Origin of the sequence: Paenibacillus sp. UNC217MF (assembly GCF_000686865.1) — a bacterium.
In the GTDB taxonomy this organism is placed as follows: domain Bacteria; phylum Bacillota; class Bacilli; order Paenibacillales; family Paenibacillaceae; genus Paenibacillus_B; species Paenibacillus_B suaedae.
The window spans coordinates 35,777-52,602 of the sequence record NZ_KK366031.1 but is presented as its reverse complement, the minus strand read 5'-3'; the positions used below and the strand labels follow the sequence as shown (position 1 = coordinate 52,602).

General features: G+C 45.5%; 14 protein-coding genes, 2 tRNA genes and 1 riboswitch. Of the genes, 10 read left to right on the top strand and 6 right to left on the bottom strand.

Annotation, left to right across the window (positions count from 1 at the left end):
• Positions 1-44: 44 nt before the first annotated feature.
• The 6 genes from BP95_RS31610 to BP95_RS0128570 form a co-directional block, all read right to left on the bottom strand.
• Positions 45-1,307 carry a P1 family peptidase gene (locus tag BP95_RS31610; RefSeq protein ID WP_231515226.1) on the bottom strand — a complete coding sequence of 421 codons (1,263 nt, stop codon included), beginning with the start codon at positions 1,305-1,307 and terminating at the stop codon, positions 45-47.
• A 472-nt stretch (positions 1,308-1,779) separates the two neighbouring features.
• The gene (locus tag BP95_RS32195) at positions 1,780-2,493 is read right to left on the bottom strand and encodes a copper amine oxidase N-terminal domain-containing protein (protein ID WP_021253303.1); all 714 of its coding nucleotides are present in this window, start codon (positions 2,491-2,493) and stop codon (positions 1,780-1,782) included.
• 216 nt (positions 2,494-2,709) lie between these two features.
• On the bottom strand, positions 2,710-2,850 hold the full coding sequence (locus BP95_RS34700) for a hypothetical protein (RefSeq protein WP_155987359.1): 141 nt from the start codon (positions 2,848-2,850) through the stop codon (positions 2,710-2,712).
• Positions 2,851-2,927: 77 nt separating this feature from the next.
• Entirely contained in the window at positions 2,928-3,998 is a 1,071-nt protein-coding gene (locus BP95_RS0128580; RefSeq protein WP_028533829.1) for a DUF3810 domain-containing protein, read from the bottom strand.
• 89 nt (positions 3,999-4,087) lie between these two features.
• On the bottom strand, positions 4,088-4,258 hold the full coding sequence (locus tag BP95_RS34695; protein ID WP_368087125.1) for a GNAT family N-acetyltransferase: 171 nt from the start codon (positions 4,256-4,258) through the stop codon (positions 4,088-4,090).
• A 653-nt stretch (positions 4,259-4,911) separates the two neighbouring features.
• Positions 4,912-4,987 (bottom strand) — tRNA-Ala (locus tag BP95_RS0128570).
• Between the two features lie 856 nt (positions 4,988-5,843).
• Here BP95_RS0128570 and BP95_RS0128565 point away from each other — a divergent pair.
• The 10 genes from BP95_RS0128565 (at position 5,844) to BP95_RS0128520 (ending at position 16,777) form a co-directional block, all read left to right on the top strand.
• Positions 5,844-6,887 carry a daunorubicin resistance protein DrrA family ABC transporter ATP-binding protein gene (locus BP95_RS0128565; protein WP_021252100.1) on the top strand — a complete coding sequence of 348 codons (1,044 nt, stop codon included), beginning with the start codon at positions 5,844-5,846 and terminating at the stop codon, positions 6,885-6,887.
• Complete coding sequence (locus tag BP95_RS0128560) at positions 6,884-7,699, top strand: ABC transporter permease (protein WP_021252101.1); 816 nt, start codon at positions 6,884-6,886, stop codon at positions 7,697-7,699. Before BP95_RS0128565 ends, BP95_RS0128560 begins: the two co-directional genes overlap by 4 nt.
• 323 nt (positions 7,700-8,022) lie before the next feature.
• Positions 8,023-8,098: transfer RNA gene (locus tag BP95_RS0128555), tRNA-Lys, on the top strand.
• 180 nt (positions 8,099-8,278) lie between these two features.
• Positions 8,279-10,282: a serine hydrolase domain-containing protein gene (locus BP95_RS0128550; RefSeq protein WP_021252102.1), complete on the top strand. Its 2,004-nt coding sequence runs from the start codon at positions 8,279-8,281 to the stop codon at positions 10,280-10,282.
• Between the two features lie 82 nt (positions 10,283-10,364).
• Positions 10,365-11,060 carry a response regulator transcription factor gene (locus BP95_RS0128545; RefSeq protein WP_021252103.1) on the top strand — a complete coding sequence of 232 codons (696 nt, stop codon included), beginning with the start codon at positions 10,365-10,367 and terminating at the stop codon, positions 11,058-11,060.
• Positions 11,044-12,426 (top strand): HAMP domain-containing sensor histidine kinase, encoded by a 1,383-nt coding sequence (locus BP95_RS0128540; protein WP_028533827.1) that lies wholly within the window; start codon positions 11,044-11,046, stop codon positions 12,424-12,426. The genes BP95_RS0128545 and BP95_RS0128540 overlap by 17 nt, the downstream gene beginning before the upstream one ends.
• A gap of 193 nt (positions 12,427-12,619) precedes the next feature.
• A riboswitch (TPP riboswitch) is annotated at positions 12,620-12,726 on the top strand.
• A gap of 145 nt (positions 12,727-12,871) precedes the next feature.
• Positions 12,872-13,465: a YkoF family thiamine/hydroxymethylpyrimidine-binding protein gene (locus BP95_RS0128535; protein ID WP_028533826.1), complete on the top strand. Its 594-nt coding sequence runs from the start codon at positions 12,872-12,874 to the stop codon at positions 13,463-13,465.
• An 85-nt stretch (positions 13,466-13,550) separates the two neighbouring features.
• Positions 13,551-14,126, top strand: coding sequence for an ECF transporter S component (locus BP95_RS0128530; RefSeq protein WP_028533825.1), 576 nt, complete (start codon positions 13,551-13,553; stop codon positions 14,124-14,126).
• A 1-nt stretch (position 14,127) separates the two neighbouring features.
• A complete protein-coding gene (locus tag BP95_RS0128525; RefSeq protein ID WP_028533824.1) occupies positions 14,128-16,005 on the top strand; it encodes an ABC transporter ATP-binding protein in 1,878 nt (625 codons plus the stop codon).
• A complete protein-coding gene (locus tag BP95_RS0128520; RefSeq protein ID WP_028533823.1) occupies positions 15,992-16,777 on the top strand; it encodes an energy-coupling factor transporter transmembrane component T family protein in 786 nt (261 codons plus the stop codon). The genes BP95_RS0128525 and BP95_RS0128520 overlap by 14 nt, the downstream gene beginning before the upstream one ends.
• Positions 16,778-16,826 lie beyond the last annotated feature (49 nt).

Here is a 16,826-nt window from a genome sequence, read left to right as displayed (position 1 = left end):
TTTGCTGTTTGAACGAATAGTTTGGAAGTGATCGAAACCTCATTTCACTTCTTACTTTGTTGATGTTTAATTTCTGCTTGGGCTGCCTTTACTCCTCTGACGATGGCCTGTTCAAGCACCACCGCTGCGACGGTGCCGACTGCGGTCACGGCGGCATTACCAATAAGCCCGCTAGTATCGGTTCCGGTAGCTATGCAGAATACAGTGTCCCCATCACCTTGAATATGCACCGGGGAAATCGCCCGCGCCATTCCGTCATGGGCGAGTGTCGCAACCCTCCCAGCCTCGGCTTTGTCTAGTTTTGCAGTGGTTGCGATGACAGCGATGGTTGTGCTTCTGCTCCGGGTCGAGATCGGCATTGGTGGTATTCCTTCAAGAATTGCCCTAGTTTGGTTAACGAATTTACCATCAGGCTCGAGCGCCCCGGCTATGATATGATTATTATTCCAAATATCTCCAAGCGCATTGACGACTACAATAGCGGCTACTATAGGACCGCCCGGGATTTGCCAAGAGGCGGTTCCAACTCCGCCCTTCATCGGCGTACCGTAGATTTTCCCTACCGTCGCACCCGCTCCAGCACCAACACTGCCCTGCGCCACGGCACCGGACTTCGCAGCTTGTGCTGCCTTGTAGCCCAACTGTGCATCAGGCCTGCGGGAGCCTTTCGCATAATAAAGGTCAAAAATAACAGCCGCAGGCACAGTAGGGAGCGGTCCAACATCTGTCGGGGTACCATACCCATGCTCTGCAAGCCAGTTCACGACACCTGCTGTTGCCGCAAGACCGAAGTTGCTGCCGCCTGTAAGAAGAACCCCCTGTATAAGATCCGTTGAAGTTCCGGGTTTAATCGCATCTGTCTGTTCCGTACCCGGATAACCGCCTCTGACATCCACGCCGGGAACTGCACCTTCAGGGTACAAAATAACCGTGCAACCAGTACGACCGCTTCTATCCTCTGCGTGCCCCACTAGGATACCCGGAACATCAGTAATACTCCCTTTGGCATGAACTTTTGTCCCCTGACCAATTAATCGGTTGGCACTCGGTCCAATCGGATGATTAAGTATGCTGTGATCGTCTTGATATACTTTCTTTACGGAATTCTTCTCATTATTGAAAAAAATTTTATTGCTTTTTTCTGGTACTCCTTTGCCTCGGTAAATCCCTGAATTCCTCATTCGAACTGGATAACCCCAATATTTCGCCGTTCGAATAGCTTTGTCTGCGTTCCTGTGCTTCTCATCATGCCGTGCATCCTCTGGCTTTATGATTTTCGCGGTCAATTTTGTTTTTTTTCTATCCATTTTTTCAACTCCGATTTCATGTAGAATAGTACTGCTTAAAGCCTCATCTCATGACATTCATCTATAAATAATATGTTTGGGATGACAAACGTGCTCTGATAAAAACCAAAAAATCCACCTTTTCAGGTGGAATGACTCGGTTTCGGGCCCGAATATACTGCTTCGAATCAACTAATAGCGACATTAGCAGGAAACTGCTGAAATTGAAGTTTATAGAAATTATGAGAAGTCATCCTCATACGATTCTTGTTAATTCACTGTTAATTACTCGATGCGCGGCAACATAACGATCTTTCGGACTAATCCCAAACGATGCAAATTGATGCCGATCTTTAGTTTGTACATTGCGGCGAAATGCTCCAAATATGTAAGAAATAACTAGAAAAAGTACGCTAAAAAAAAGGAAAACCCATAGCTTATAGGAAATTCCCCGATAAGCTATGGGCTTCATTACATATCATAAATATAATATTTATTCAGAAACATCTTGGAATGTTAAACCAGGGAAAACGGTATAATTCTTTAATTGGGTATCACTGATTATGTTTGCATAATCTATCAGGTATCCCTTGCTCATATATGGAGCTACATCAAAGTCCCATTCAGCCACAAATGGTGTGGATAAGTTCATGTAATGAACTATTTTTACACGTACTTTGTATTGGTCTCCATCGCTCCTACCTTCCCCTTTTCTTTTAGCATCTACTATTTTTTTAGCATCTACTATTTTCAACTCTAGAATGGAAGGATATACTCCTCCTCCTGGTAGTTCGATTGAACCGTTATTCAAGTAACTAGAGGCTATTGTTTTTTTCCAAGCTTCTTCATCCCTTGAATCATATGTAACGAAATACTTATTAATCAAAGATACGATGTCTGCCCATTCTCCCCCAGTCAGATTTAATTTTTCATTCCATAGATCAGGAGTAGAAACTGAAGTTCCGCTTTTCTGATTAATAATTACTGTTTGTTTTTTAGAATCCCAAGTCACATCAGCACCTAATGCCTTAGAAATCGTACTAATAGGAACCATGACTCTTCCATCAACATTGCGAGGCGAAACGTCAGTAGGTACTGTTCGACCGTTTACAACAATTGAAATTTTCCCACTAGCAAATGCTCCCCCAATTAACAAAGAGGTAAGAGCAAAAACAAGTGATAAAACAATGACCTGCTTTTTCTTCATTTTAAACCTCCTACAATATATTATTGGACGGAATTCCCAGAATGATCTTATCACACTTATTGATAATTTACATCTTTATCGATCATCGTTTTCAGGACGTTTATTATAACGTAGTCCTTGTACTCCAGTTCCTTCGTTTCAGTTCGTATAATAGCTGCAAAATATCCTAATATGGCAGAGCATTTAGAAGATTTAGTATTAATGGATGTTGTTCACTTATTCTTTTTGCGATATCTTCACTTGCTTCACCAACAGACTGGTAGCAAGGCTCTGTGAATCGAGTTCCTCTTCCAGCCAATTCACATATACACAATTCATATCTATCCGGCAGTAGTTTTTTCCATTCACAATATACATTTACCGACGCTCCAGCATATGGAATGGGAAATACTTTTATTTTGTTTATTTCACTCCTAATAATATCTATACTTTATTTAATGATACTTCTCTATTCCTCGTTGCTCTGCCAGCAACAAATTTACCATACCACTATAGCTATTCAAACCGTCTGTCTGATTATTCGCCTTCAGATATAAGTCATTTACAATTCTTGAAATACTCGAAATAACACCCTCATACTTATCCCGATACTGTTCATTTTGTACTATGTCATGCTGCACCGCCTTGGACAGACTGGACATTATATCAGACGCCTGATCTGAATCAACTTTCTTTAGTGCTGATATAGAATAATCAAACGCTAGAAAAAAACCACTGTAGAGTATCATTGGATCATCCTGCTGCTTACATGCCAGATAAGCTATAAAATTTGCCTCATCCTCATGCATAAAACCACTCTGATGTGCCAATTCATGTGCCATAGTAGCAGGCACTAAGAAAACTGGCACATTAACATTAATATTGGATTCAAAAGTAAAAGGGACAAAAATACCGTGTATCCCTGCACGCGACATTAGTTTTGACATCACCACTGGTTTTGGTGTTGAATATAAAGAATGCTCCAAAACAGGATATTTCTTTGATAACATTTGCATCGACAGCACTGCGTGTTGTGCATAATAATCAAAAACCTCTGGTACTTGAGCCAAAAGATCAGTATCCTCTAACTTTTCCCTTGCCAATTCCATTTCAACGGCAAGCGACTTACTCAATTTGACCAGTTCCTCCTTGCTGTAGTTCTCTTCTTTATATTCGGTATAAGACAAAAAAGAATATCTGTGATAGTTTATTCCACCCAAAACAGTATAGCAAAAATATATCACGCTACAGATTGCAACTATTCCTAGAGTACCACGATAAACTACCATCCTACGTGCACCTTTACTCATGATAACCTTGCGCACATAATAACCTATATAAAATAGCAAAAGTAACACAACCAACACTACGAGCCATTCACTAACAGAAAATTTAACCCAAGAAGGTACAAATTCTACTGTTTTTGACAATATCGGATATACAGACCTACTGTATTTTTCTGCCCAATCCTGATGGTTCTGCGCGTATTTTGTCAGTATATAAGCCATAACTCCAAGTGAGATCAATGGCAATCTCTTAAGTAAAAGCTTTTTGATAACACATCCTCCTATCAAATTAGTGTAGTATGTACGCATAGTAATATCATTTCTTTATTTCAATATACTTTTGAAATAGGATCTTTCGGTGGATCAATTTCTAAAATCACATTTCCGTGCGCTTCTATAAATTCTTGTAAGCAGCGCGATCCTAGATTATTCCCTCTCATATTTGGATTAATTGCAAAATGTTCAATGTATGAAAATCGTTCCGTACTCCAGTAAAATATCAGCCCAATAACTCATCGTCTTCTATAATCACTACGCAATGATGTGCTGAATTATTTAAAACTATAATTTGATCATCTAATATTCACTGCTCGTGCTGAGGAAAACTCATCCCATATAAGTCCATCGCTTCCCTAAAAAACATGCCGTCAGCACTTGTTAATCGAATAAATTTCATACATAATAGCCCCTTCCATCTTAATGTACGTTGCTACATACTATGTATAATTATCGCGATTTTCATCCTAGAGTACCATTCCTTCTCTTTATCATCAAGTAGTTAGACTACCTTAGAGGTGGAATGGGACGCCGTGCTCTCTCGCCTTTGGCTCCTTGCGCGCGGACGACCCCCGAGGTTCTCCCCCTTTTGCAATCCACCATAATAAAAAAAGCAGCCAATCGGCTGCATTTATTAATATATTTGGTGGAGCCAAGGTGATTACGCTCGCAATCCTCGCTCCATCCTTTACGGGATGTCCCATTCCTGATTATTCTTGCTGTCGAAGCTCACTCAACGATGACTACCTTAGAGGTAGAATGGGACGCCGTGCTCTCTCCCCTTTGGCTCCTTGCGCGCGGACGAACCCGGGGTTCGCCCCCTTTTGCAATCCACCATAATAAAAAAGCAGCCAATCAGCTGCATTTATTATTTATTTGGTGGAGCCAAGGGGGATCGAACCCCTGACCTCTTCGCTGCCAGCGAAGCGCTCTCCCAGCTGAGCTATGGCCCCATATTTTTGTATGCCAAACCATTATACTACCTCTGTGCAATTTCCTGCAAATTCCTATTATCAGACTTGGCAGGTTATTTTCTTCTTCTTTTCAACAATTTTATAGCAATATGAAGCAATTAGACATCATTTCTTCTTTTTTCTCGATTTATCTTTCTCTTTTATTAAACCGTTCAAAGTAGATAATCCGTTGAGTCGTGTTTTTTTGTTACATCGATTTCATTATCAATTGATTGAAATGGATATCATTGTATTCTCTAACGAAGATATCCCCTTTTCTTACCCCCTCGAAGCACACCCTTGAGTATAACTTCGTCTACATCATCGTCAATCCAATTGGTTGTTTTGGAGGCATAGGAGCACTTCTAGGATTACTAGGATTAAGCCTCTTGAATGGTTCATCTCGCGACAAGGAAACTCGGAAAATCGATACGTCCAGATTACTGCTGCTAGGGCTTCCTGCTTCTATAATCTCACTCGCCCATGTATGGGGTTACTTAGGATTTTCACATTCTTCCCGGCTTCTATTCATACCTCCTCCAAAATGATCATATCATCATTGCAAACATCATTCTCGGACATACGCTCGTATCAAGCATATACCGAACACAAGCACACTATTCCATTCATTATCTACATCTTTATTGAATAACATTTATCCTAGATAACACGCTGTTGGTTAGGCGTGTTTCTTTGTGCTCATAACAAGGCTTCATCTTACGCCGTTGTTTATCGGTCTACAGACTGACTGGAAAACCATTCCACAGAAGGTTTAACAGGCTGTAAATTACTTTTACAATGCAAATAGACTGAAAACAAGTGCAAACATTCCATCTTTAAGTAAGGAGAAATGGAAATGAACAATAATTTCAACATAGCAGGTTCGAGCAGCAATGAATGGGCCGTTCAAGCCCGTGGGCTCGTCAAAACATTCGGAGATAATCGCGCTGTCGATGGCGTAGACTTGAACGTTCGAGCTGGTTCGATATACGGCGTGCTGGGTCCAAATGGAGCAGGGAAAACGACGACGATTCGAATGTTAGCTACTTTATTGCGTCAGGATGCTGGCGAGGCACGGATCTTCGGACACGATGTCGTGAAGGAATCCCATATCGTCCGTCAATTAATTGGGGTCACAGGACAATACGCATCGGTTGACGAGTCTTTAAGCGCGACTGAGAACCTCATTATCTTCTCGCGGCTGCTCGGTCTAGGTCGTGCTGAGGCACGGCGCAAGGCTGCTGACTTGTTAGAGGAATTTGGCTTGTCAGAGGCAGCCAAGCGGCCGCTCAAGAACTTCTCCGGTGGTATGCGACGCAGGCTGGATTTGGCTGCGAGCCTCATTGCTCAGCCTCCGCTCATTTTTTTGGATGAACCGACAACAGGGCTGGATCCGCGTACCCGCTCACAGATGTGGGATACGATTCGCCGTTTAGTCGACACAGGCTCAACCGTGCTCCTCACCACACAATACCTCGATGAAGCCGATCAGTTGGCAGATCGTATCGCGGTTATCGACCGAGGCCAAGTTGTCGCAGAAGGCACCGTGGATGAACTTAAGGCTTCCGTTGGAACGTCGTCGCTGCATTTAAGACTTCAACATGAAAAAGATATCGCCGATGCGCGTGCAATCGTAGAGCAAGTACTTCAAGTCCGCTCCAATGTAACCGCCGAAGCTGGAACTATTACTGCACCGATGGCCGACGCCGACCAAGTAACAGACCTGTTGATCGCTTTTCGCAACCAAGAAATTCGACTTGCCGAAATCAGTGTACAAAAACCTACACTTGACGAAGTATTTCTAACCATCACCGGGAACAGCTCGTCGGGTGCTATAGAGAACACGAACGCGATCCACAATACTGAACTTACGAACGTTAGAGAGGAGGCACGAGTATGAGTAATGCAACTGTAAATAAGAGCCCACACCAGCAGTTAAAAAACTATGCCAGCTTCGGTCAGTCACTACGTAATTCAATGACAATGGCCTATCGTGGGCTGCTCAAAATAAAGCGTACCCCCGAGCAATTGTTCGATGTAACCATTCAGCCCATTTTGTTTACCCTCATGTTCACCTATATATTTGGCGGAGCAATCTCAGGAAATGTACATGATTACTTACCAATCATTATCCCCGGCATTCTTGTCCAGACGGTCATCACGAGTGCCGTCGCCACTGGTGTCCAATTGCGTGAAGATATGGATAAGGGCGTATTCGACCGCTTCAAGTCCCTTCCGATCGCGCGTATTGCGCCTTTGGCGGGAGCCCTTCTGGCAGATACGATCCGCTTTGCCATTGCAACCGTACTCACCTTCGTGATGGGCTACTTAATGGGCTATCACCCAGCCGGAGGCCTAGGTTATGTCGCAATCGCCGGCTTGCTTGTCATTGCATGCTCCTGGGCAGTCAGCTGGATTTTTGCTTTCTTCGGCGTCATTGCTCGTACAGCAGCTAGCGTACAAGGGATTGCCATGATGGTGCTGTTCCCGCTCACCTTTCTCTCTAATGCGTACGTACCGGTCAATACGATGCCAGATTGGCTTCAATGGTTTGCTAATATAAACCCAATCACCCATTTAGTAAGTGCTGTTCGTGAGCTCGCCAATCAAGGCACGATCGGCATTGAATTTGGCCTCACTCTCCTGTGCGCTATGGTCATTGTAGCCATCTTTGCCCCACTCACCGTCCGCGCGTATATGCGCCGCACCTAAATTTCAAATAAGCAGCCCTCAACAATTTCGGTAACTGAAAAAACATCTTAACACCCAAATGTAAACATGTACGGTAAGGAGTAGAGAACTAAATCCCTGCTCCTTATCGCATGATACGGGAAATGGAAGTATTCCTAACAGAGTCATGCTACACCCTTAGCAGAGAAGGGAATATCCTTGAATATCCACGGATAACCCCCTTAATTCTATTTTACGAATCGCCTGTAGAGGTCTATACTTAAGGGGTGTTAAGGAACAAGGCATTTCACAACAGCTTCGTTCAATCGGGATGCAGCAATCCCCCTTGAACCCAGTTATCATACGGGTTCTTAGCTCAGTTGGTAGAGCAGTTGACTCTTAATCATCAGGTCGAGGGTTCGAACCCCTCAGAACCCACCAATTATGTGATCAAAACGGCAGAAATGCCGTTTTTTTGTTGCATCCCATGTCCCCTCCCTCCCCTAAGATTCAGTTGTTCATCGAAAATTTCACATTACATTAAGGTTACATAGAATCTGGATTAAGTTTGCTCCTATATTCTGATGATGCACGAAAATGATACAGAGGAGAGAGCAAACAATGAATATGTTTTCAAAGCGCGTGACGGCCATTGCACTGACCTTCACCGTAGTAACCAGCTTGCTTAGCGGTACGGGTACATTATCGAAAGTATCGGCGGAGCCCGTCAACATAGGACCACAAGACCCAAAAGAAGTTGAGCAATTTGCTGATGAATTCTTTAGCCGTCCAGAAATTAAGGAAAGTATGGCAGGAGCGACGTTTGTCGTCGTCAAGGGTGACAAGGTACTGTTGAAGAAAGGTTACGGCTATGCAGATGTGGATAAAAAGCTGCCGGTCGATCCGGATCGAACCGTATTCCGCGTCGCTTCGATTTCCAAGGTGATCACCGCTACGGCTGTGATGCAATTGGCAGAGCAGGGTAAAATCGATTTGAACAAAGATGTGTCTGCATACCTGGGAGATATTAATATCCCAAATAAGACTGGCACTCCCCTAACCACGAAGCATTTAATGACGAATTCGACCGGATTCGAATTCGGAGACGGCTCAGAATTATCTACGGACGACATAACTCGAGAAGTTTCTATCAAGCAATATGTATCGGACAATACGCCTACGGTGATCCGCAAGCCTGGCCAGTACTACCGCTATGACAATCTAGGCTTTACGATTCAAGGTTACATCGTAGAGCAAGTGAGCAAACAGCCATTTGGCTCATACGTGCAGGAGCATATTTTTAAACCGCTAGGTATGACTAACAGCAATTTCCGCTTAACCTCGGACATCACGAAGCACCTGGCCGTTCCCTATAACGTGATGGGAGAAGCAATTCCTACCTACGCAACAGTTCCGACAGAGCTTCCGGGAGGTGGCATGCTCTCTACTGGCGCTGATATGGCCAACTTTATGCTCGCCCATCTAAATGGCGGCAAGCTGGGAGATGCAACGATTCTTAAGAAAGAAACAGCAGCGGAAATGCATAAGCCTCAGCTTGCCATACATGAGAAGCTGCCGAACATGGCCTACGGCTTTGAATACGCCAATCAGCAGCTATACAACGGACATTATATAATTGAAAAAGCCGGGGATATGGCCGGGTATCACAGCAATATGTGGTTGATTCCTAATGAAAAGGTCGGCTTTTTCGTCACTGTAAATAAAGATGTTGAATTCCGTAAGGAATTGTTGGAAGCATTTATGGATCATTATTATCCCAAGAAAGATGGCGCACAGGCTCCTCATGAGCAAGCGACACAATCGTTGGACAAATTTGAAGGCATGTACAGTGACTTACGGAATCGGATGTGGACCTCTCGCGTTCATGCCAAGGACGGCAAGCTTATCGTGAAAGATCCGCTAGGAGAGCATGTGCTCCGTGAAATCGAGCCCCTGCTTTTCCAAGATGAACAAGGCGTAAAAGCTGCATTCAAGTTAAATGACAGCGGCGAGGTAAAGGCATTATATTACGACCAGAAATCAGATAGTTGGACCGAAAAATTAGCGGCGCCGCAGCATTATCAGGATGTTAATGACGACCATCCGTATGCATCGTATATCTATCACTTACGCCAATTGAAAGTCATTGATGACAGAAGCGGCGACAACCGCTTTCAGCCTGCACAAGCAATTACCCGGGAACAGTTTATCGGTTGGTTTATTCGATGGGCCGGGGTGTCTCCATCCAAGAGCACGCCTGCTTTCATAGATATATCCGACAGTTCGTTTGCTAAAGAAATACAAGCTGCTTATGAGCTTGGTGTCATTCAGAAGCCTGAGAACGGCAAATTTCATCCGCAGGAATTGTTGACGCGTCAGGAAGCAGCGACTATTATATGGCGTATGGCATTCAACCATGTGGGTACCAGCCCGAAAGAAGCCCGGCTCAGCGGCTCCACCGATACCTGGGCGCGTGAAGGCGTTCAGTTCGTCATTGCCAAGCAATTATTTGGGTCTGAAGTTGTCCAAGGGAAAGACGGGACGTTCGACTATCGATCCAAGCAGCCGATGCTGAAGCAAGAAGCTGCAGCAATGCTGTCTACGTTCGCTGACAATTTATTTTAATTCAGCACAACTCCCGATCCATCTGCGCTTAGCCGCAAGTGAATCGGGAGTTATTGTTGCATACATAGAGGTGGAACAACAAATGAAAACCATACTTATTATTGATGATGAAGCCGAAATTCGGGAACTGCTGACCATCTATTTAACCAACCACGGCTATGCCACGATTACAGCCGGGAACGGTGCCGAAGCGATGACCATCTTGCAGGAGCAGTCCATCGATTTGGTCATAGCCGATATTATGATGCCGCAAATGGATGGATTGGAATTACTCAAAAAAACACGGCAGAATTCGCAAATTCCGTTTCTCTTTATTTCTGCCAAGTCTGACGATATGGATAAAATCTACGGCTTGCAGCTCGGGGCGGACGATTACGTGGGCAAGCCCTTCAACCCACTGGAAGTCGTCAGCCGCGTTCAGGCGCTGTTCAGGCGAATCGACTCCTTTGCCAAGGTGGATAGGCAGGAGCAGGAGGTTATCGAAATCGGAGATGTGAGGCTGAATACAAGGAGCTGCCAACTGTTCAAGTCCGGCATCCCAAAAGAATTGACATCATACGAATTCAAGATTGTGGAGCTTCTTATGAGAGAGGCTGGCAGAGTATTGACCAAAGCGCATATTTACGAGCAGGTGTGGGGCGAGGAGTACATCGGAGACGAAAATTTAATTATGGTGTACATAAGCAAAATCCGTGAGAAAATTGAGGATAATCCGAGAAAGCCTATCCACCTCATTACGATTAGGGGGTTAGGCTACCGTTTTGAAAAAAGCAAATAATCTCTCCGGTCGACGTCCCTTGAAACGGGTATTTTTTCGAAATTATGCAGTGATATGCGTCCTGATGATAGCAGCGATCATTGTATCTCTCCTGAGCACGAACCTATTTATGAGGCGGTATATAGATGAACTGGTCGTTGCTCAAATTAATGGAACGGATATTTATCGGTACCCTTTCCACAACATCAGTGGGCATTTGCTGGACAAGTACGGCGGTTGGTTCGAAATCGTGAATGAGTCAGGCGAGATCATTTTTGTCAAAGGAAACAAAGAGGACGACATCAAGCATTACGAAGACGGTCAAATGTATGCCAAGATGGATGTAGAGCGCAACGATGATGCAATCTCCTATCATGCTTACCAAGCCAAAGGGCCGCATGGCGAATCATATGTATTGCTGTGGAAAATTCCTGAGCGCTTGTTGAAATTATCAACTGCGACAACGATCTTTGCTGCGTTATTAGCTATTTTATTATTTATCCTTCTTTACTTTTACGCCCGCTATTCGGTTAGACAAGTGAAAAAGCCGTTGCGGCAAATCTTAGAAGGCATCAAAGAGATGGAGCATTTCAATTACACGAAGCGGCTTCATTATTCAGCCGAAAAGGAATTCGCGGAAATACAAGATGCGTTTAACGGCATGGCTGAACGTTTGCAGCGCACTTCTGCTGAGAAGGAAGCCGCCGAGAACAATAAGCGAAACATGCTGCTGCACCTCTCGCATGATTTGAAGACGCCGATTACTTCGATTTACGGTTATTCGCAGCTTCTGTTGGACAATCAGGCACTGGAAGACAAAGATACCCGCAAATATATTCAATATATTTACGATAAGTCAGCGTATATGGCCAATTTAATTAAGGACTTATTTGAACTGGCGAAGCTGGATGACAAGCATACGGAATTGAGCAAAGAGAAAGTGAACGTTACGAAATGGTTCCAGCAGCTCGTGGTGGAATTTTATCCGGAAATAGAAGAGAAGGGATTTGAGCTGGAAGCACATATCCCGGAAGAACCGCTCTATGTCAAGATGGACAAGATTCATATGAGTCGCGTCATCACTAACTTAATTAGCAATGCACTGCGATATAATCCAGCGGGAACGGTGCTCTATGTGTCATGTGCACGACAAGAAGGAAACGTTATACTGTGGATCGGAGACGACGGAATTGGCGTTCAGGAGCCGATCAAAGAACATATTTTTGAAGAATTCATCCGTGGCGACGGGCCGATCAAAGACAGTACAGGCTTAGGTCTCGCCATTTGCAAAAAAATCATAACGCTCCATGATGGCACGATTGAACTAACGCAGGATCAGTGTTACCATACCTTGTTTCAAATCACGTTGACTATTACGGAGGACTAGAGTTCCTTCATGATGTCGGGCATCACCTTCAGGCTTCGATACCACGGATCGTTTGCATGCCCGGATCTAGCCCATTGCAATATTAAGCTCCAGTTTGAAGTATTCCTTTTGGTGTTACACCCTTTACAAACGGATCATCCCGTGTATAATGAAAGCTGTCAAGCATATGAACGATGGAAACTGCATAGTGAATTTCGAACACTAGGGGTGCTGTAACAAGCTGAGAGACAGCGGCAACGCTGTTAACCCTTACAACCCGAACTAGATAATACTAGCGTGGGGAAGTGTAGTCGACTGATTGATATAAGCTGCGGCTTCGTCATGTTCGTCATTGCATGAAGCCATGTCATACCCTTGTATCCTCAAGCGTAACTGCACCGACTCACGGTGCAGTTTTTTTGTTGTCTGCTGACCACATATTGATTCGTCAGGGAGGATATAAGTTATGAGTCAGTTATCTTGCGGTACGAGCCGCATCGTTGGTTGTCGCTTTTCTATCTATCCGATGAGCGATCGCTTCGTTGACCTTATTTTGGGAGCGTTGCGAGACACAGACATGTCTAAGGTATGGTGCCATACCGATGATGTCAGCACCTGGGTTCGTGGGCGTAGTGAACATGTATTCGATGTCGTTCAGTCAATCTTTTTACATAGCGCGGCAAGTGGAGAACATGTTGTGCTGAATGCTACCTTCTCTGTTGGCTGTCCGGGCGACACACAAGGAGATGCCTTCATGAATACGGACGAAATTCGAATGAATGCGGAACGGTATCAAGCGATTCCTCTCAAGGTCGCTGCTCATTTTGCGCTCTACCCGCTCGGAACGGCAGATTACATGGATACGATCTATGAGATCATTGGCCTTGCTAAGGAAGAAGGCACTTTCGATGAGAGCGCTCATTATGCAAGCCGCTTAGAAGGAGATGCACAGCGAGTATTTACTACACTTGAGAACGCGTTTAATCGGGCGAGAAAATCAGACAAGTCCCATGTAGTGATGACAACTACGATGTCAGCCAACAGCCCTTCCACAAGGTAGCAGCTGAAGATAAAGAATTTCCAAAATGCAAATTACAAACCAAACGGACTCATCCGATCATCGTTCTAAGAAAAGAGGAATGTTCATGAATTCGCGAAACAGCCAATGGAAATTACGAGATATTGTCGTTCTCAGTTCATTATCTGTTGTGTTTGCCGTCATTTATCTGCTCTTCTTGCAATTAGGCAATGTGCTTGTTGGCTTTATGGGGCCGATGGGATATGAAGTCATCTTCGGCATTTGGTTTATCGTATCGATCATCGCTACCTATATTATCCGCAAGCCCGGGGCTGCCGTCATTTCTGAGACAGTCGCTGGACTGATTGAGGTATTAATCGGCAACGCCGTAGGGCCTATTTTGATTGTATCCGCCCTAATTCAAGGTTTGGGTGCCGAAGCCGTATTTGCCGCTACAAGATATCGGAATTATTCAACCAAAGTGCTTATGCTGGCTGGGGTGGGCTCCGCTGTATTCAGCTTCGCGTGGGGGTATTTCCGCAGCGGTTATGCGGCCTACTCTGTTGGTCTCATCCTCGCGATGTTCGTCGTTCGCTGTATAAGTGGCGCACTCCTCTCGGGTCTGCTTGGCAAATGGATTGCGGACGCCTTGGCCAATACAGGAGTTCTTAGAAGCTTCCCAATTGCAAAGGGGCAGCGATAACATGGCAAGCCCAGCGCTTCTCATTCCCAATCACCCAGCACAATCGACCTTACAACGTGACGCCGAGCATGGAGCTCTTATTGCACTGGAAGCCACTGATCTGACACTCGCCTTCGAGACCGAAGGCAAGCCTGTCTTATCCAACATCAATGTCACCCTGCATGAGGGGGAAACCGTTCTGCTGTTGGGCCCAAGTGGCTGTGGCAAGAGCTCGCTAGCCTTTTGCCTTACCGGGCTATATCCACATGCAATAGACAGTCTAGTTGAAGGCAGTGTCCTCGTGTACGGCAAGCCAATCGAACAGTACGATTCCGGTGCAGCGGCCCAGCATATCGGAATTGTATTTCAAGATTTCGAAAGTCAGTTCTGTATGCTGCGTGTAGAAGAGGAAATAGCCTTTTGCCTAGAAAATCGGGATTGTCCTCGAACTGAGATGGAATCCATAATTCAAGAGGTATTAGAAAAGGTAGGATTGCTCGCATGGCGTCATGCGTATATCCACGAGCTGTCGGGAGGCATGAAGCAGAAGCTGGCTCTCGCCTGCGCTCTAGCCCTTCGCGTGCACATGCTTGTATTGGATGAGCCCACATCGAATCTCGATCCGTATACAAGACATCAATTTGCTGTACTCATTTCAGAACTGGCACGCAAGGAAGGGATGGCTCTGCTCATCATTGAGCACCAATTGGACGATTGGATCGGCATGGCGAATCGCCTGATCGTGATGGATGAGGATGGAGCTCTCGTCTTTGACGGGCTTCCTGCCTCTTACTTCAAGCATCATGCAGCTGAAGCCAAGTCACGTGGTATCTGGCTCCCGCAAGCGCTGGAACTGCAGCAATTCATCCGTGAGCGGTTTAATCGCAGCAACAGTAGCGATGGCAACAACGATGACGATAGTAGCAATATTAGCGATTTCAGCAATTATGATGATCAGTTCGTTCGTCAGCGTCTCACAGCCGCGGACCCTGCACTCACAGACGAGGATCTCTTGAAGCTGCTGCTGTCGCTCCCTAAATTCGCACAGCAGGATGTGATGCGCATCCTAACATCAGCTCAATCGAACGGTTCCCCACGAAAACCTGAGGAAGTCTTGCAAGCGCACAACCTTGTCTATTGGCGTAAAGGGAGAGTAATCCTCGATCACGTGTCCCTTACTCTGCATTCAGGGGAATGGGTAGCACTTGTTGGTTCAAACGGAGCTGGGAAATCTACCCTCGCCTCCCTCTTATCTGGATTGACACAGCCGGATGAAGGTCAAATCATTCTGAATGGCATGCCTCTTCATCGATATGCAGAGCGGGAGCTGAGAGCCTTCATCGGATATGTATTCCAGAATCCAGAGCATCAGTTCATTACTGATACCGTGTTCGATGAACTTGCATTCGGGATGCGCTTGCAGCTTCTGAGCGAAGAAGAAGTACAGCAGCATGTTGGAGAAGCCTTGACACGCTTCCGCTTGAACAAGGTTGCCAATGCCAATCCCTTCTCCATCAGCCAAGGACAGAAGCGAAGACTTAGTGTCGCTTCCGTTCTTACCGACAGCCAACAGCTATTGTTATGCGATGAGCCGACATATGGACAAGACGCTTATACATCCAAGCAGCTGATGGACACCCTGCAAGCACGAACCCAAGCAGGCGCAACTGTCCTGATGATCACGCATGATATGGAGTGGGTTCAGACCTATGCCGACCGAATTATTGTGCTAGATGAAGGTTGCATACAGTTTGACGGCAGCCCTTCCAAGCTGTGGAAGGAGCACCCTGAGCTCGTGGAGAAGTGTCATCTGCGTATGCCGATGAACTTCGCGGTGACATCTCGCTTACTTGTACAGACTACAGGTATCGAAGGAGGAGATCATCCTGATACTCCGTGATTGGAATCCAAGCATTAAGGGGCTTGCGATCATTATAGCGGTTATTATGCTGTCGTTGACATTCGATCCGGTTACACCGCTTGCAGCACTTGTCTACATCGTTCTATTTACATTCCTATTAGGGAACATATCATGGCGTAAATGGCTGCTTAGCTTCTGCCCCTTCCTCATTATGGGCATCGGCTACGTGTGGACGGCTCTCGTCTTCCCGCGTTCTGCCGATCCCGCTTCAAGTGCCATTCTATGGCAGTGGGGGTCGTTCATCATTACAGAGGCCACGTTCCAGCAGGCGGTATCACTCGGACTCAGAGTGCTTATCTTCTCCGCCTTGTCGCTCATCTTCATCTTGACGACAGATCCTGTTCGCTTCATACTGAGCCTGATGCAGCAGTGCAAGCTGTCGCCCAAGTGGGCATACGGTATTCTGGCAGGCTATCGCTTCCTACCCTTCTTCAAGGAAGAACTGCGCATCATACAGGATGCCCACCGCATGCGAGGCATAGAACGGGAGCGTGGCTGGAAGAGCAAGCTGCGGGCATGGAAGCGTCATGCAATTCCACTGCTTGCTTCAGCTATCCGCAAGTCGGAGCGTGTAGCTGCCGCCATGATATCGAAGGGATTCACAGGCCGACGTGGAAGAGCTTATTATGTGAAGCTTCGAGTTACATGGAAGGATTGGGCCTTACTCTTCCTTCTGCTAGGCGGAATCGCGTTATGCTACTACGTATCCTGGAAACTTGGGTTCGTACAATGGTATCAAGGACAATTGTGACACATTATGACACCCTTTTCGTACATCATGCATAACATATCTAAGCACA